15 protein-coding genes are annotated in these 16,282 nt (G+C 65.6%); 13 read left to right on the top strand and 2 right to left on the bottom strand.

Going from position 1 to position 16,282, the window contains the following annotated elements:
* Positions 1-8: 8 nt before the first annotated feature.
* From CH276_RS01090 to CH276_RS01080, 3 genes are all read left to right on the top strand, one after another.
* Positions 9-1,013, top strand: a complete 1,005-nt coding sequence (locus CH276_RS01090) for an aldo/keto reductase family protein (protein ID WP_094628648.1) — start codon at positions 9-11, stop codon at positions 1,011-1,013.
* 45 nt (positions 1,014-1,058) lie between these two features.
* Positions 1,059-2,531: a carboxylesterase/lipase family protein gene (locus CH276_RS01085; RefSeq protein WP_094628646.1), complete on the top strand. Its 1,473-nt coding sequence runs from the start codon at positions 1,059-1,061 to the stop codon at positions 2,529-2,531.
* A gap of 63 nt (positions 2,532-2,594) precedes the next feature.
* On the top strand, positions 2,595-3,959 hold the full coding sequence (locus tag CH276_RS01080) for an NAD(P)/FAD-dependent oxidoreductase (RefSeq protein WP_094628644.1): 1,365 nt from the start codon (positions 2,595-2,597) through the stop codon (positions 3,957-3,959).
* 94 nt (positions 3,960-4,053) lie between these two features.
* Here the strand turns inward: CH276_RS01080 and CH276_RS01075 are convergent, their stop codons facing one another.
* Complete coding sequence (locus CH276_RS01075; protein WP_094628642.1) at positions 4,054-5,895, bottom strand: flavin-containing monooxygenase; 1,842 nt, start codon at positions 5,893-5,895, stop codon at positions 4,054-4,056.
* Between the two features lie 237 nt (positions 5,896-6,132).
* On the opposite strand from CH276_RS01075, the gene CH276_RS01070 reads away from it, so the two are divergent.
* On the top strand, positions 6,133-6,918 hold the full coding sequence (locus CH276_RS01070; protein WP_094628640.1) for a hypothetical protein: 786 nt from the start codon (positions 6,133-6,135) through the stop codon (positions 6,916-6,918).
* 34 nt (positions 6,919-6,952) lie between these two features.
* Here CH276_RS01070 and CH276_RS01065 read toward each other — a convergent pair whose 3' ends face one another.
* Positions 6,953-8,068: a hypothetical protein gene (locus CH276_RS01065; RefSeq protein ID WP_094628737.1), complete on the bottom strand. Its 1,116-nt coding sequence runs from the start codon at positions 8,066-8,068 to the stop codon at positions 6,953-6,955.
* 182 nt (positions 8,069-8,250) lie between these two features.
* Here CH276_RS01065 and CH276_RS01060 point away from each other — a divergent pair, with 182 nt between their 5' ends.
* The 9 genes from CH276_RS01060 (at position 8,251) to CH276_RS01020 (ending at position 16,256) form a co-directional block, all read left to right on the top strand.
* Complete coding sequence (locus tag CH276_RS01060; RefSeq protein ID WP_045198533.1) at positions 8,251-9,309, top strand: 2,3-butanediol dehydrogenase; 1,059 nt, start codon at positions 8,251-8,253, stop codon at positions 9,307-9,309.
* Positions 9,306-10,073 (top strand): acetoin reductase, encoded by a 768-nt coding sequence (locus tag CH276_RS01055; RefSeq protein ID WP_094628638.1) that lies wholly within the window; start codon positions 9,306-9,308, stop codon positions 10,071-10,073. The genes CH276_RS01060 and CH276_RS01055 overlap by 4 nt, the downstream gene beginning before the upstream one ends.
* Positions 10,074-10,117: 44 nt before the next feature.
* Positions 10,118-11,410 (top strand): GAF domain-containing protein, encoded by a 1,293-nt coding sequence (locus CH276_RS01050; RefSeq protein WP_094628636.1) that lies wholly within the window; start codon positions 10,118-10,120, stop codon positions 11,408-11,410.
* Positions 11,411-11,431: 21 nt separating this feature from the next.
* Entirely contained in the window at positions 11,432-13,489 is a 2,058-nt protein-coding gene (locus CH276_RS01045; RefSeq protein WP_094628634.1) for an FUSC family protein, read from the top strand.
* 34 nt (positions 13,490-13,523) lie between these two features.
* A complete protein-coding gene (locus tag CH276_RS01040) occupies positions 13,524-14,168 on the top strand; it encodes a HEAT repeat domain-containing protein (RefSeq protein ID WP_094628632.1) in 645 nt (214 codons plus the stop codon).
* Positions 14,169-14,177: 9 nt separating this feature from the next.
* On the top strand, positions 14,178-15,152 hold the full coding sequence (locus CH276_RS01035; protein ID WP_094628630.1) for a HEAT repeat domain-containing protein: 975 nt from the start codon (positions 14,178-14,180) through the stop codon (positions 15,150-15,152).
* Positions 15,153-15,174: 22 nt separating this feature from the next.
* The gene (locus CH276_RS01030; protein ID WP_094628628.1) at positions 15,175-15,516 is read left to right on the top strand and encodes a cupredoxin domain-containing protein; all 342 of its coding nucleotides are present in this window, start codon (positions 15,175-15,177) and stop codon (positions 15,514-15,516) included.
* 19 nt (positions 15,517-15,535) lie between these two features.
* A complete protein-coding gene (locus CH276_RS01025; RefSeq protein WP_094628626.1) occupies positions 15,536-15,946 on the top strand; it encodes a DUF2752 domain-containing protein in 411 nt (136 codons plus the stop codon).
* Positions 15,947-16,058: 112 nt separating this feature from the next.
* Positions 16,059-16,256, top strand: a complete 198-nt coding sequence (locus tag CH276_RS01020) for a hypothetical protein (protein ID WP_094628624.1) — start codon at positions 16,059-16,061, stop codon at positions 16,254-16,256.
* Positions 16,257-16,282: the final 26 nt, after the last annotated feature.

The following is a 16,282-nucleotide window of genomic DNA, read 5'->3' as shown; positions in this document are numbered from 1 at the left end:
TTTTCTGTATGGCTTACAGATACCTCGGAAACAGTGGACTGAAGATTTCGGAGATCACCTACGGCAACTGGTTGACGCACGGATCGCAGGTGGAGAACGACATCGCAACCCAGTGCGTGCGCGCGGCGCTCGATGCGGGCATCACCACCTTCGATACCGCCGACGTGTACGCCAATGGGGCGGCAGAGGCCGTCCTCGGTGACGCGCTGAAGGGCGAGCGTCGGGAATCGCTGGAGATTTTCACCAAGGTCTACTTCCCAGTCGGGCCCAAGGGTCCCAACGACACCGGACTCTCTCGCAAGCACATCCTCGAAGGCATCGACGCCTCGCTGCGTCGGCTCGGCACCGACTACGTCGACCTCTACCAAGCGCATCGCTACGACGTCGAGACCCCGCTCGAAGAGACCATCGCTGCCTTCGGTGACGTCGTCCGCCAGGGCAAGGCGCTCTACATCGGCGTCTCCGAATGGACCGCCGACCAGCTCCGGGCCGGTCAGGAACTCGCCCGCCAGAACGGCTTCTCGATCATCTCGAACCAGCCGCAGTACTCGGCGCTGTGGCGCGTCATCGAGGATCAGGTGATCCCGACGTCGAAGGAACTGGGCATCTCGCAGATCGTCTGGTCGCCCATCGCCCAGGGCGTGCTCACCGGAAAGTACCTCCCCGGTCAGCCTTTGCCCGACGGCTCTCGCGCCAAGGACGACAAGGGCGGCGACAAGATGATCGCGCGCTACCTCGACGATCAGACGCTCACCCGAGTGCAGCAGCTGAAGCCGATCGCCGACGATCTCGGAATCACCATGGCGCAGTTGGCCGTTGCGTGGGTACTGGCCAACGACAACATCGCCGCCGCACTCGTCGGGGCCTCCCGCCCCGAGCAGATCGCCGAGAACATCAAGGCCTCCGAAGTGACGCTCGACGCCGACGTGCTCGCCAAGATCGACGACGCCCTCGGCGATTCCGTCGAGCGCGACCCGGGCAAGACGGGTTCACCCGAGGCACGTCTGGTCTGACCGCCTGAGGGCGTCGGTCCGATCCGAACAGAGTAGTAATGAGGTATGGACACGATCACCGTCGATACACCTCAGGGCCAGGTTCGCGGTCGGACCGACGCAGGCATCATCTCGTTCCTCGGAGTTCCGTACGCCGAGGCCCCGTTCGGGCCCCGCCGATTCCAGGCACCCTCGCCGCCGCCGACCTGGAACGGCGTGCGCGACGCCCTCGAACTCGGGGCCACCGTCCCCAAGGTGGGCTACCGGCCGCCGACCAGCGAGATCCTCAGCGAGCCGGTGGTACCCGGCGAAGAGTGCCTCAACGTCAACGTCTTCACCCCCGACGTCGCGGGATCGGCACCGGTCTTCGTCTGGATCCACGGCGGCGCATTCGTCAACGGCAGCAACGCCATTCCCACGTACGACGGTTCCGCCTTCGCCCGGGACGGTGTCGTCGCCGTGGTGATCAACTACCGCCTCGGAGTCGACGGTTTCGCACTGATCGACGGTGCCCCGGCCAACCGCGGAATGCTCGATCAGGTCGCGGCGCTCGAATGGGTACGTGACCACATCGCCTCCTACGGCGGCGACCCCGCGAAGGTGACCATCGCGGGAGAATCTGCCGGGGCGATGAGCGTCGGCACCCTGATGTCGATGCCCCGTGCCGACGGGCTCTTCCAGCGGGCGATTCTGCAAAGCGGAGCCGGGCACCACGTCATCACCGCCGAGACAGCCGCAAAGGTCTCCGCGGCGTTGGCGGCCTCGCTCGGCGTCGAGGCCACGGTCGACGGCCTGGGTTCGGTACCGGTGGACGCGTTGGTCGACGCTCAACGCGAACTGTCGGATCGGATCACTGCCGAGGCCCCGACCGGAGCGTGGGGTGAGCTGGCCCTGAACGTGATGGCCTTCGAGCCGTACGTCGACGGCGATATCGTTCCAGCACTGCCCTTTTCGCGTATCGGCGACGGCGCGAGCGCGCAGGTGGATGTGTTGATCGGGACCACCAGCGAAGAGCACGCCTTCTTCATCGTCCCGGCCGGGCTGGTCCCGCACCTCACCGAGGACTACGTGAAGATGGTCCTCGCCGGGTACCGAGCCGATGCGTCGGCGCTGGAGAAGTACCGCGAACAGCTTCCCGACGCCTCTGCCGGCGAGCTGATGATCGCCGTCATGACCGACTGGTTCTTCCGTATCCCGGCGACGCGTCTGGTCGAAGCCCGCTCCGGCAACGCCTTCGTCTACGAATTCACCTGGCGCTCATCGCTGTTCGACGGTGCCCTCGGTGCCTGCCACGCACTCGAGATCCCGTTCGTGTTCGACATGTTGCACAAGCCCGAGACCTCGCGCATCACGGGACCGAACCCGCCTCAGCAGGTGGCCGACCTGATGCACCGCGCCTGGGTCGACTTCGTGCGCGACGGCACCCCCGGCTGGGACTCGTACGGCACCGACCGCGCCGTGATGATGTTCGGCAACGAGCCCGGCGTCGCCCTCGATCCGAGGCCGGCGACACGCGCGGTGTGGGACGGGGTGCGCTGACCTCCGCTCCACAACCTCCGAACGTCGTCTGCGAGGCCTCCCGCCGTCGGGTTAATCTCGGATATGCGCAGATTCCTTCCCGGTTTCGGTTCGAGTTCTCCGGCCCCCGCGCGGCCTGCTCGCGTCGTGGTGGTCGGTGGCGGCTTCGGCGGATTCAACGCTCTGCAGCGGCTGACGAAGCTGCTGGGGCCCGACCGCGCCGTGCTGACGTTGGTGGCTCCCACCGACTACCTGCTCTACAGTCCGCTGCTGCCCGAGGTTGCCACCGGTGTGCTCGATCCGCGGGACATCGCCGTCTCCACTCGTCAGGCACTGCCGGGCGTCAAGTTGGTGCTCGGTCACGTCACCACCGTCGATTTCGAGGCGCGTGAGCTGACGGTGACCGGCCCCGACGGTGAGTCGACGCTCGAGTGGGACAAGCTGATACTCGCGCCCGGTTCGGTGACCAAGCAGTTCGACATCCCCGGCGTCGACGAGCACGCGTACGGGCTCAAGACGTTGAGCGAGGCCGTCTACATCCGCAACCATGTGCTCGCGCAACTCGACGCGGCCGATGCCCTGCCCGACACCCCTGAAGGCCGGAGCGAACGCGCCGAGCGGTTGACCGTGGTGGCCGTGGGCGCGGGCTACACCGGCACCGAATTCGTTGCCCAGATGCAGAATTGGGTTCGCGGTATCGCATCCCGATGGGCGACCGTCGACCCCGACGAGGTGCGCTGGGTGCTCGTCGACGTGGCCGATGCGGTACTTCCCGAGCTCGGTGAGCGACTCGGTCGAGAAGCGCTCGCCGTGCTCGCCGACAGGGGTGTGGACGTGCGGCTCGGTGTGTCGGTGGCCTCGGCCACCGCAACGTCGGTGACGCTCACCGACGACGAGGTCATCCCGTCCCGAACTCTCGTCTGGGGAGCAGGCGTCGCACCGAGCCCTCTCATCGCGCAGCTGGGTCTACCGACAGCGGGCGGACGCCTCGTCGTGCGGGCGGACATGACCGTCCCCGACGTATCGGAAGTCTGGGCGATCGGCGACGCGGCCGCAGTCCCCGACCTCGCCGCCGACCCGTCGAAGCCGACACCACCGACGGCTCAGCACGCCCAGCGGCAGGGCGTTGCCGTCGCACGCAATGTCGCGGCGTCGATGGGCGTCGGGCAGGCACGTCCGTACAAGCACAAGGATCTGGGGTTGGTCGCCGACCTCGGCGGATTCGACGGTGTCGCAAAACCACTCGGCATTCCGCTGACCGGACCGGTGGCGAAGTTCGTCGCGCGCGGATATCACCTCTACGCGTTGCCGACGGTCTCCGCCCGAGTGCGGGTGGCGACGGACTGGCTGTATTCCTCGGTGCTGCCGACTCGGGTCGTCAACCTCGCGCAGGTGCGATCCGAGGATGCGCTGATCAAGAAGGCTCAGGCAATCGATCTGTACGACTAGAGCGGCTGCGCCGCACGTGAGCGCGGAGCCTGCGGTCGTTCCGCAGGCTCCACTCCGAATTTCGTAGCAGGCTACGAACTTCCGCTCACATGAGTCACCGCAGGTGATGCACTTCCTGCAACCCGTAGACCGGGGTGTCGATGCCCTCGTAGCGCGCCTTGATCTGCAGTGCCAGGTACAGCGAATAGTGCCGGGACTGATGCAGATTGCCGCCGTGGAACCAGAAGTTCTCCTGCTGCGTCGGCTTCCACATGTTGCGCTGCTCGCCCTCCCACGGACCGGGATCCTTGGTGGTGTTCGAGCCGAGTCCCCAGCACTTGCCGACCTTGTCCGCGGTCTCCTGATCGATCAGATCGGCGACCCAGCCGTTCATCGAGCCGTAGCCGGTGGCGTAGACGATGAGATCCGCCGGAAGCTCGGTGCCGTCGTCGAGTACGACGCCGGTCTTGCTGATCCGTTCCACCTGTCCGGCAACGAGTTTGATCTTCCCGTCCGCGACCAGCTCAGATGCGCCGACGTCGATGTAGTAGCCCGAGCCGCGCCGCAGGTACTTCATGAACAGACCGGATCCGTCGTCACCGAAATCGAGTTGGAACCCGGCCTTCTCCAACCGATCGTAGAAGTCCTTGTCCTGCTCCGCGATCTGCTGATACACCGGAATCTGGAACTCGTGCATGATCCGATAGGGCAAGGAAGCGAACGTCAGATCGGCCTTGCCCGTGGTCATTCCGGACTCCACGGCCCGCTCGGAGTACAGATCTCCCAGCGCGATCTCGCACAGTGAATCGGACTTGACGATGTGCGTCGACGAGCGCTGCAGCATCGTCACGTCGACGCCCGTCTCGTACAGTGCCTTGCAGATGTCGTGCGCAGAATTGTTGGAACCGACCACCACGACGCGCTTGCCGACATACGCGTCGGGACCGGGGTGTTCGCTGGAATGATGCTGCTCGCCCTCGAACTCGTCCATGCCGGGGAAGTTCGGAATATTCTTCTTGCCGGACATTCCGGTAGCCATCACCAACTGCTTGGGCCGCAGAATCACTTCCTCACCGTCGCGATCGACGACGACCGTCCACTCCTTCGCCACCTCGTCGTAGGTGGCGGACTTCGCGGTGGTCTTGCTCCAGTACGGCACCTCCATGACCTTGGTGTACATCTCGAGCCAGTCGCCGATCTTGTCCTTCGGCGCGAACACCGGCCAATTCGGCGGGAACGGCAGGTAGGGGAGGTGGTCGTACCACACCGGATCGTGCAGGCACAGCGACTTGTAACGTCCGCGCCACTGGTCGCCGGGACGGTCGGCGCGGTCGACGACGATCGCGGGCACACCGAGCTGCCGGAACCGCGCGCCCAGAGCGATGCCGCCCTGGCCTCCGCCGATCACGAGGGCGTACGGCTGCACGCTGTAACCGAGCTCGGACTCCTCGATCTCCTTCTTCTCCGCCCAGTTCTGGGTGTCGGCATTCGAGCCGTGCACCGCACCCTTGATGCGAGTCCTGCCCTGCCGTTCCTCGTATCCCTTGAGCTCCTGCATCGTGGTGAGCAACGTCCAGGCCACGTCGTCGCCCGTGTCCGCGTCCACCGTCAGGCGCAGATGTCCTTTGCCGCGGCTCGTGGCGGTCTCGAACTCGATCCACGCCGAGACGACGCCGTCCGCCTCGTCGGGAACCTCGGTGGTGTGAAAGCCCGTGGGATCGGTGTCGTCGAGGCGCTCGGACAGCATGTCGCTGACGCCGTCACGGCCTTCGACGGTCTTGAGATTCCAGGTGAACGTCACGAGATCGCGCCAGAAGCTGCTGACGGCGAACATGCCGGCAACGCGAGGGATATCACGTGCGACCAGGGCTTCCTCGAACTTCGACAGCCAGGCGTCGACCCGTTCCTGCGGGGTGTGCGTGCGGGTGATCTCGATCGGCTCGATGGTCTGGGTCATGAAAACTCCTAGCGATTCGTGGTTCCGGCGATGTGACCCAGCACACTCCTGATGCGCGCAGGGGTCCAGAGTTGCAGTGGGTTGCAGTGCGAATCGGGTGCAGACGACCGCGCTCACCGCGGTCGTCTGCACCGGATTTTTCCGATTTGCGACAGGCGCACTGGGTTGTATTTCACGTCCCGCTGACTGGGGCGTTAGAGTTCGAGAAATTTCCGGGGGGAAACAATGATTCGTCGTATGGCTGCAGCTCTTGTTCTGGTCGCTCTGACAGGGTGTTCCTCGTCATCACAGGACGAGCCTGCCGTCGCTTCCGGCACACGGTCTCCGTTGGTCCCGTGCATCGACTCCGTCGGCGAGAACTCGACGTTGACCGTCATGGGTGACGCGCTTCTTCACACGCCGTATCTGCGGGTGCGGGGCAAAGTGCGCACGCAATTCGAGGAAGAGTTCTACTGGCGTAACGGTCAGCCCGACGACCCTTTCGACGTGCGCCGTCTGAGCGCGTTCGTACCCGGTGGAAGCAAGACTGCCTTGCTGTACCCGAACACACCTGCCGGCGGCGATGCGCAATTCGCCGCAGCCACGTGCGGTCTCGAATTCGAGTGGAAGGCAGGCCTGTCGTCCAGCGAGTTCGAGTCGGTGGTCTCGACCCCGGGGTTCTTGCGCAGTCTGGGCCGTCGACTCTGCACCGACATCGAGATGTCGGGCGATACTGTCGATTACCTGGCCAGGGCCGATGAGGAGCTGGCCGAATCCGAGGACAACGCTGCCGGTGCCGTCGACTTCATGAGAGCGATGCACCGGAACTCGCTGCAGGACCGCCTCGACTACCTTGCCTCTCCCGTGGAGCCGGGTGAGCTTCCGGAGAATCGGCGCAGTGCCCGACATGATGTGATCGAGTTGCAGGACATCCTCGGGCGACTGGAGAAGGAAACCGATGAACATCTTCTGCAGATCAAACGGGATCGGGTCGAGTTCATCAGGGCCGCACTGACATTTCAGTGTCCAGCGCTCGACGACTGATCGGGTCTTCGGTGGTGGAGTACCCCGATCGAACTCAGCCGGCCGACAGCTTTTTCAACCCCAACGACTGGAATCCGACGACGTAGATCAACGTCCACAGCACCAGCCAGTCGACGAACCCCAGCGCGTTCCCAGAGATACCGGCGGCAACCGCGGGCTCGTGCAGGATGTGCTCGGCGAGGACGAAGTAGTAGGCCAGGAACGTGCCGATGGCCAGGGCGAATGTCAGCATCGCGCGCCCCGCCGCTGGGAATCGGTTACCGAAGCCGTTGGCCCAGAAAATCATCCAGAACGCCCAGCACACGCCGATCTGCGCAGGGAACTGGTTGATCACGGAGCCGAGTTCGGCCGTGGCATCGGACCCGACGAGCAGCTTCGCCAGTGGAACCATCAGGAAGTAGATCGCCGTACCGAGAACGGCGTTGCCGACCGTTGCCGCCAGTGCGGTACGTCCGCCGCCGCCTGCCAGTTTCCACGGCCAGTTGTCGAGGGTCTGGCCGGTGAGGATCACCGACACGACGATCGAATAGAACCAACCCAGGGCAGTGTCGACGGACATCACAGGATCTGTGGCCGAGAGCGAGACCGAGGGCAATCCGAACACGAAGTACAACGCGAGAGTCGGGACGGCGACGAAGGCGATCTCGCACAGCCCGATCAGCGGTTGCTTCATACGCAGTACGGTCCACGGCCAGTGCTGCCAGTTGAGGACCACCATCACCCAGGTGCCGAATCCGAAGAGTACGAACAGAGCACCAGCGAAATATCCCAGTCCGCCCGCACGAGAGCCGGCGAAATCCGGATACAGCGCACCGAGCCCGTTGCCGAGGATCCAGGTGACCGCAACGGCGAAGACGCCAGTGGAGACGAGGATGGCGAGCCCGCGCACCGGTTGCTTCAGGGAGTCGAAACCGGCGAACTCGCAATCGAATCCGATGAACACGATGAACAGAATTGCCCAGAACAGCGCCGCGTTGAACGGGAGGGGATAGAAGTTCCACGGGCTGGTGGTGGGGTCGGCCAGCAGATACCAGGTCGCCAGAGAAACGACGACTACGACGGCCAGGTTGGCGATTCCGAACAGGAGCCAGTTGCCCTGTGGGGTATCGATTTTCGGATTTCTCACAGGTCGATCTGCGGTTGCGGTCATGTGGTGCTCGTTTCCGTGAGGCGACAGTGTCGCCGTCACTATGAGCTCGATCACAATCGCGCGTCAGGGTTGCGGCAGGTTGCAGCCCGGCCGCGGCACTGCAACGCGCTGCAACCCTGGCGCTTGTGCTCCGGGTCACATAGACCTGTGTGCATATCCGATCCAGTCAGGAGTGAGAACCGATGCGCGCAGCTGTGTATTACGGACCCAACAAGGTGGAGATCACCGACGTTCCCGAGCCCAGTCCCGGTGAAGGCCAAGTCAAGGTCAAGGTCGGGTTCAACGGAATCTGCGGAACCGACCTGCACGAGTACTACGCGGGCCCCATCTTCATCCCCACCTCGCCGCATCCGCTGACCGGACAGGAGATGCCGCTGGTGCTGGGCCACGAGTTCTCGGGAACGGTCACCGAGCTCGGGAAGGGCGTGACCGGCATCGCGGTGGGCGACCGCGTGGCCATCGAGCCGCTGTACCGCTGCGGCCACTGTGGACCGTGCCGGGCCGGCAACTACAACATCTGCGCGCAGATCGGTTTCCACGGACTGATGTCCGACGGCGGAATGGCCGAATACACCGTGGTGCCCACCGACATGATCCATGCCTTGCCCGACAACGTCTCGCTCGAACTCGGAGCCCTCGTAGAACCGATGTCGGTCGCCTATCACGCTGCGACACTGGGAGATCCGAAGCCCGAGGACACCGCGATGGTGTTCGGAGCCGGCCCCATCGGCATCGGACTGTGGTTCGCCCTGCGCGGCAAGGGTCTCGACAACGTCTACGTCGTCGAACCGTCGCCGACGCGTCGGGCATCGATCGAAGCACTCGGTGCGAAGACACTCGATCCGACGGCCGTCGACGTCCCCGCGTTCATCGCCGACCTCACCGACGGCAACGGGGCCGACGCCATCTACGACGCGGCAGGCGTGCAACCCGCCGTCGAGACCGCGCTCGGATGCATCGGAGCGCGCAAGCCGCTGGTCAGCGTCGCGATCTACGAAAAGCCTTTGACCACACCGCTGCAGAAGCTGGTGATGAACGAATCTCGGATTCAGGGCTCGCTCTGCTACACCGCCGCCGACTACGAGGCCGTCATCGACCTGATGAGCCAGGGCCACTACGACACGACGGGGTGGGTGGACAAGATCACGCTCGACGGCGTCATCGACGACGGATTCGAGGCGCTGCATGCGGGCACCAAGATGAAGGTCCTGGTCGACCCCTCCACCGGAGCAGCGTCATGAGCGCGGTGTTGGTGACGGGCGCCGGGCAGGGCATCGGCCGGGCCATCGCGTTGCGGTTGGCGAACGACGGCCACGACATCGCCCTGGCCGACCTGAACGAGGACAAGATTGCAGACGTGGCCGACGAGGTGCGTCGAACAGGCTCGAAAGCAACGACATTCGTGGCCGATGTCAGCGATCGCGATCAGGTGTTCGCCGCCGTCGAACACACCAACGAGGCACTCGGCGGCTTCGACGTGATCGTCAACAACGCGGGCATCGCGCAGGTCGCCCCACTCGACGATGTGCGCCCCGAGGACGTCGCGAAGATCTGGGCCGTCAACGTCGACGGCGTGCTGTGGGGAATCCAAGCTGCCGCAGCGAAATTCAAGGTTCTAGGTCAGAAGGGCAAGATCATCAACGCGTCCTCGATCGCCGGTCACGACGGGTTCGCGATGCTCGGGGTCTACAGCGCAACGAAATTCGCGGTTCGTGCCCTGACCCAGGCAGCGGCGAAGGAGTATGCCGCCGAGGGAATCACCGTCAACGCGTACTGCCCCGGTGTGGTCGGAACCGACATGTGGGTCACCATCGACAAGCGATTCGCCGAGTTGACCGGTGCCGCCGAAGGCGAGACGTACGACAAATTCGTCGGCGGTATCGCCCTCGGTCGCGCGCAGACGCCCGAGGACGTCGCAGCGTTCGTCTCGTATCTCGCCGGGCCCGACTCGGACTACATGACGGGCCAGGCACCGTTGATCGACGGTGGTCTGGTCTATCGGTGACCCCCGTTCATTCCGATTTGTGAGCTGGAGCACAATTGGCTGTGATGACGCAGTCGACAGGCCCCGAACCTGCGCTGGCGGCCGGCGAAGACCCGCGCCGCTACGCGCAGATTCTCACGGCCGTGTACGACGCGACCATGACCGGCGGCAAGTCGCCCGCACGGCCCCGCGAGGTCATCGGGGACTCGTGGCGGCGGTTGCAGACCCTGGGTATCGATCCGGAGTTGGGTAACCCCGCCGAGACGCAGATGGACGTCTCCGACCTCGAGCTCAGCCGTCGAGAATCGGGATTGTTCGACATCCTCGACGACCTGGCGCGCGGACTGGAGTCGGTGGTGCAGGACGGCGACAACATTCTCGTGGTCGCCGATCGGCACGGCAGGGTGTTGTGGCGCAGCGGATCGACCTCGGTGCTGGACCGGGCCGACGACCTCGGCTTCGTGGAGGGCGCGAACTGGGCCGAGGATTCGGTGGGTACCAACGCCATCGGAACTGCCCTGGTCTCACGCCGCGCGGTCCAGATCTTCTCGGCCGAACACTATGTGCGCAGCCATCATTCGTGGACCTGCGCCGGCGCGCCGATCCGTGATCCGCGAACCGGTCAGGTGTTGGGCGCCATCGACGTCAGTGGGCCGGCCAAAACGGTGCACCCCACCACTATCGCGCTGGTCGACGCCGTCGCACGATTGGCCGAATCCCAACTGCGAGAACTGCACCGGAGCACACTCGATCGACTGCGGTCGGTGGCCGCACCGATGCTCGCGCGACTGCAATCCCCGGCCCTGGCCGTCGACGCGAACGGCTGGGTCGCGGCCGTCGAATCGGTAGCGCTGCGCAATCGCATCCTGCTGCCCGAGGATCTCGCGACCGGACGCTTCTGGCTGCCGACCCTGGGCGTGTGCGACTTCGAACCCCTGCCCGGTGGATGGCTCGTCCGACCCACCAGCACGATGGATTCCGGCGCCGCCGACATCGGATCGACGAGAATCCGTATCGACCTGCGCAATTCGCAGAAGCCTCGCATCGAAGTGCGCAGCGAGGTGGGGGAGTGGACCCACGAACCGACACCCCGGCACGCCGAAATCATGTACCTGCTCGCCACCCATCGCCAAGGACGTACCGCCTCACAGATGGCGGCCGATCTCTTCGGCGACGACGGCCGCGCGATTACGGTGCGGGCCGAGATGTCGCGGCTGCGCAAACACCTCGCCGGCATCATCTCCACGCAGCCGTATCGGTTGGACGAATCGGCGACCGTTGAGGTGATCACGCCGTCGGAGATGAGTCGGTTGCTCCCGCATTCGTCGGCTCCTGCGATCCGGGCGGCACGGGGCTGAGCCGTAGCGCAGAATCGGGGAATGAAGCGCCTCGCCCGGATCCTCGACGCCTCGGACCCCGGGCAGGTACGGCTGCGCAGTGCGTCGGCTACGACGCTGACGGTGCTGTTGGCGATGGTGACGCTGGTGCTGACCACACGCGCCATCGGCCAACCGGTGACGGTGGCGATGCTCGGAACCGTCGTGGCGATGCAGGCGTCGGCGGCGGTGAAGGACAGAGATCAACGCAGTCGGCTGATCACCACCGCGCTGATGGCACTGCCTGCGTCGGCGGCTGTGACGTTGGCGGCGTTGCTCTCCGAACTCGGCAAGGTTGCCGACGTCGGATTCATCGCGGTCCTCTTCACGGCGGTGTGGGTGCGCAGATTCGGCCCTCGCGGTACGGCGTTGGGGATGGTGTCGTTCATTTCGTACTTCTTCGCACTGTTCCTGCGCGCGACACCGGAGCAACTGCCGATGTTGATCGCGGCCATCCTCGGCGGCTTGCTGATCGCCCTGTTCGTGCGGGCCGTCGTCTTCCCGGACCGGCCGGTCGTGGAGGTGCGCCGATTGCTGTTCGCGATGCGAGCGGTATCGGCCTCGGTGCTCGAGGCGGCCTCGGCAGGGCAGAGCCGCGACCTGAACCTGGTGCGCCGCAGACTCGACCGGCTCGGCAACACCGCACTGATGATCGACGACTGGCTCGACCGACACGATGCCGGACAGCTGCTCAGCGTCACCAGCGCCGATCTGTCGCTCCGAGTGTTCGACGCCCAGATCGCGACCGAGCAACTCGTCAGCTCACTGTGGGCTCTCGATCCCACCAAGCCGTGGCCGACGGCCCTGGGGCAGGCGACCACCGCGCTCGGATCGTGTCTGCAGAACACGCCGTCCTCGGAGCAGCTGCGGGCCGCTCGACGGTTGGCGGCTGCAGCGGCCGAGCGGGCCGATCCGTCCACCCCCGCCGGAATCGCGACGGTGTCCGCGCAGCGAGCCGTCCAGGCGCACATAGCCATTCATCACATCACCACCAACGCCGTCTCGGCGTCGACGGCCCCCGATATCGGCCCGTCCGAACCCGCGGCCGAGGACACCCCGAGTGGTCTGCATCCCAGCACCAAGGCCGCCGTTCAGGTAGCCGTCGCCACGAGTGCCGCAACGGTACTGGGCGAACTCGTCTCTCCCGACCGCTGGTACTGGGCGGTGCTGACGGCCTTTCTGGTGTTCACGGGGGCGTCGACTCGAGGTGAAATCCTCAAGCGGGCAGGCCAACGCGTTCTCGGAACGATTGCGGGCGTGCTCGCCGGGGTGGTGATCGCCGCGTTGGTGGGCAGCAACCAGCCCGTGCAACTGGTGCTGATCGTGGTCTGCGTCTTCTTCGCGTTCTACCTGGTGACGGTCGCGTATGCGCTGCTGTCGTTCTTCGTGACCATCCTGCTCGCGATGCTCTACGGGTTGCTCGGCACGTTCAGTATCGAGGTGCTCGAGCTTCGCATCGTCGAGACTGCTGTCGGTGGTGCCGTCGGAATGGCGTCGGCCTACTTCATCTTCTCGACCAGCACCCGAAAGACATTGGTGAGCAACGTCGACACCTACCTCGAGCAATTGGATGCGTTGATCGAGTCCAGTGTCGAATCCGTTCTCGCGCCGGGAGGTGCAACCGACCTGGTGGCGTCGACGCGCACACTCGACAACGCCCTCAAAGACGTTCTGACGTCCGGTAAGCCGCTGGTACTCGGGCCGACGACCCGCAGCAGACGCGGCGCGAAGCGACTGTTGCGGGTGCTGGCCGTCAGCGGTCGGTCAGCGCACGCACTGGCCCGGGCCGGTGTGCTGGCCTCGCGTGCCGACCCGGACACGGCACCCTCGGCAGAGACCGCCGGAGCTCTACGCGACGCCGCGGCCCTGGTACGCGAGACCGCACGCCAGGTGGAGGCAGTTGTCGCCGGGGATCACGTCGAACCGCCCGAGAAGATCACCGAGACAACGGTATTGGATGTACTGCTCACCTCGACCAACGCGCCCGGTCCGCTGCGCGGCGCGGTGCGGGCACTGAACACGATGAACCGAACACTCGCCGATGTGTTGACTCGGGCTTGACCTTCACACCGTGACAAGGTCTTGGCTGACCGTCATGAACTCGATGAATCTCGTAGGTGGGGCACTTCAGCACAGCAATCCGTCGGCCCGGCTGCGGGCCGCGCTCGACATCGGTACGACACCGGATCCGCAATTTCTGGACGCCCTGGTGCAGCGGTGCGCCGTCGAACCGGATTTTCAGGTGCGGGAGATGTTGACCTGGGCCCTGATTCGCCATCCCGCGTCGCTGACGGTTCCGCGGCTGATCGATCAGGTGCGATCCGGTGGAGCTCTGGCTCGCAGCCAGGCGCTGCACACGTTGTCCAAGATCGAGGACCCGTCGGCGCGGCCGGTGATCACTGAGGATCTGATCTCCGACCCCGACGACGAGGTGGCACGAAGCGCATGGCGAGCCGCGGTGGTCCTGGTGCCGATCGGTAGTGAAGGGCAGTTGGCGGCGATGCTGGGTACCCAACTCGGTCGAGGCGGGTACGACGTTCAGCGAAGCCTGAGCCGTGCGCTGGTTGCGCTCGGATCGGTGATCGAACCGATGGTGCGCCGGGCCGCGTCGAGCACGAATGATTCGATTCGTGCCCACGCGCTGGCCACCGAGGCGCTGCTCCGCGACCCGGATGCGGGGTTCGCAGTGTTCGAGGCCAAGCGCATCGATGCCCTTGGCGTAGACGACACGACGGGGTGAGATGGAGCGATGTTGATCGGTGAGGTGGCGCAGCGGTCGGGCGTCAGTGCGCGCATGCTCCGGCACTACGACCGGTTGGGGCTCGTGTGCCCCACCTCGCGCAGCAGCACCGGTTACCGCGAATACGCGCCGGAGGATGTTCGACGCCTGTTCCACGTCGAGTCGCTGCGTTCGCTCGGGTTGTCGCTGAGCGACGTCGGTCGCGCCCTCGACGACCCGAGTTTCGCGGCCTCCGGACTCGTCGACGAGCTCGCCGCCCGAGCCGAGGAGCGAATCGCGCGCGATACCGAGTTGCTCACGCGGTTGCGTCGAATCGGCGACGCGCGGCCGGAGGACTGGGAAGACGTACTGGGAACCGTCGCGCTGCTCGGTGACCTGCAGTCGGTCAGTGCTGGGACCCGACAGGCAGCGGCGCTGGCCTCGGTCGGCGATCGGCCCATCCCGGCGGACGCGTTGGCCGAAGCCGTGCTGCGTGAGCCTGCGCCCAACGTCGCGGGGGCACTTCGATGGGCACTCGCGCAGTCGGGCGGCGATTCTCTCGAGGTGCTCCGGCAGGGTCTCGGTTCACCGGACCCCCAGATTCGACGCCGCGCGGTGGATACCGTCGTCGAGATCGCTCACCCCGACGCCACCGACGTGCTGCGAGAGGCGCTCACTCACGACGACGACCAGGTCCGGCGGATCGCGGCGCTGGAACTCGGTGCGCGCGGGGTGGCCGACGCGATCCCGACGCTGATCGAGATGGTCTTCGAGGGCACCAACGACGTGGACGCCGCCGATGCCCTGGGCATGCTGGGACCCGCAGACTCGATCGTGGCGGCACTGATGGACGGGCCGAGTGATGCGTCGACGCGGCTGCGAGTGACCCAGGCACTGGCGAGTATTCCGGGGAAGGCAGCCTCGCGCGCCCTGCGGGAGCTGACCCGAGACACCGACCGCTCGATCGCGCTGACGGCCGAATACGTGCTCGGCCGACGGGAATGACCCTTTGGGTACCGTCGACGGTATGAAGGCTTTCGGACTCCTCGCAGTCCTGACGATCACGTTGACGGCGTGCTCCACCGCAACCACCCCCGCCGCACCTGCCGAACCCGTTGCCGAGAACCAGGTGACCGTCGCCGATCGGATGTACTCGCCGAAGACACTGACGATCTCGGTGGGAGACACCGTCACCTGGGTGTTCGCCGACCGCGGCATGGCCCACAACGTCGTCGCCGACGACAACTCGTTTCGCAGTCAGATCATGGAAACCGGACAGTTCACGCACACCTTCGACACCGCGGGCACCTTCACGTATCACTGCACTCCGCATCCGGACATGACGGCATCCATCGTCGTCGAGCCCTGAAACTCCTAGGCTCAGGGGCATGACGGCACCGACCCGAGGACGCGGCATCGCCGCACCCCTCGGCGTGGCCGCTGCCGCTGTCGGTGGGGCAGTACTGCTGCACGTCCGCGACCCACGCACATCCACGTATCTTCCGTGCCCGTTCCACGCTCTGACCGGACTGTGGTGCCCCGGATGCGGCACGACCCGGGCGCTCGGTGACCTCACTCGCGGAGACGTCGCCGCGGCCGCGTCGAGCAATGTCGTTGCGGTGATGTGCGTCGTCGTGGCCGTCGGACTGTGGGGCCTGTGGCTCAGGGCTCGCTGGATGCAGATGCCTCTGACGTTGCCTGGCCCGAATCGGCTGGCTGCCGCTGTGATGCTCGCCCTGCTGGCCGTCTTCACCGTGGTGCGCAACACCCCATGGGGCACCGCGATCGCCCCGACCTGACACAACTAGGAGTAGCTGTGCTGCTGGAAATTTTCTCGATCATCGTGCTGGTGGGCGTGCTCATCGCGCTCATCCCCACGGCCCGCCGCGTGTTCAAGAAAGGTGACGACGAATGAGCGACTCTCTGCGGGATCGCGTCCGCGCAAAACTCCTCGCACAACTCGCCGACGACGGAGGCACCGCCGCCGAACAGGCCGAGGGAGACGACCCACGGTTGAACGCCCTGCGCGACGACCTCGACGCACTCGACACGGCACAGGACGGGGATCCGGTGATCGACGACATCGCCGCACGGCACTGGGTGCCCTGACCGACCCCGCCCCGCCCGCCCCCCGC

It is taken from the genome of Rhodococcus sp. 06-470-2 (genome assembly GCF_002258235.1).
Classification (GTDB): domain Bacteria; phylum Actinomycetota; class Actinomycetes; order Mycobacteriales; family Mycobacteriaceae; genus Rhodococcoides.
This window is presented reverse-complemented; position numbering and strand designations above follow the sequence as displayed.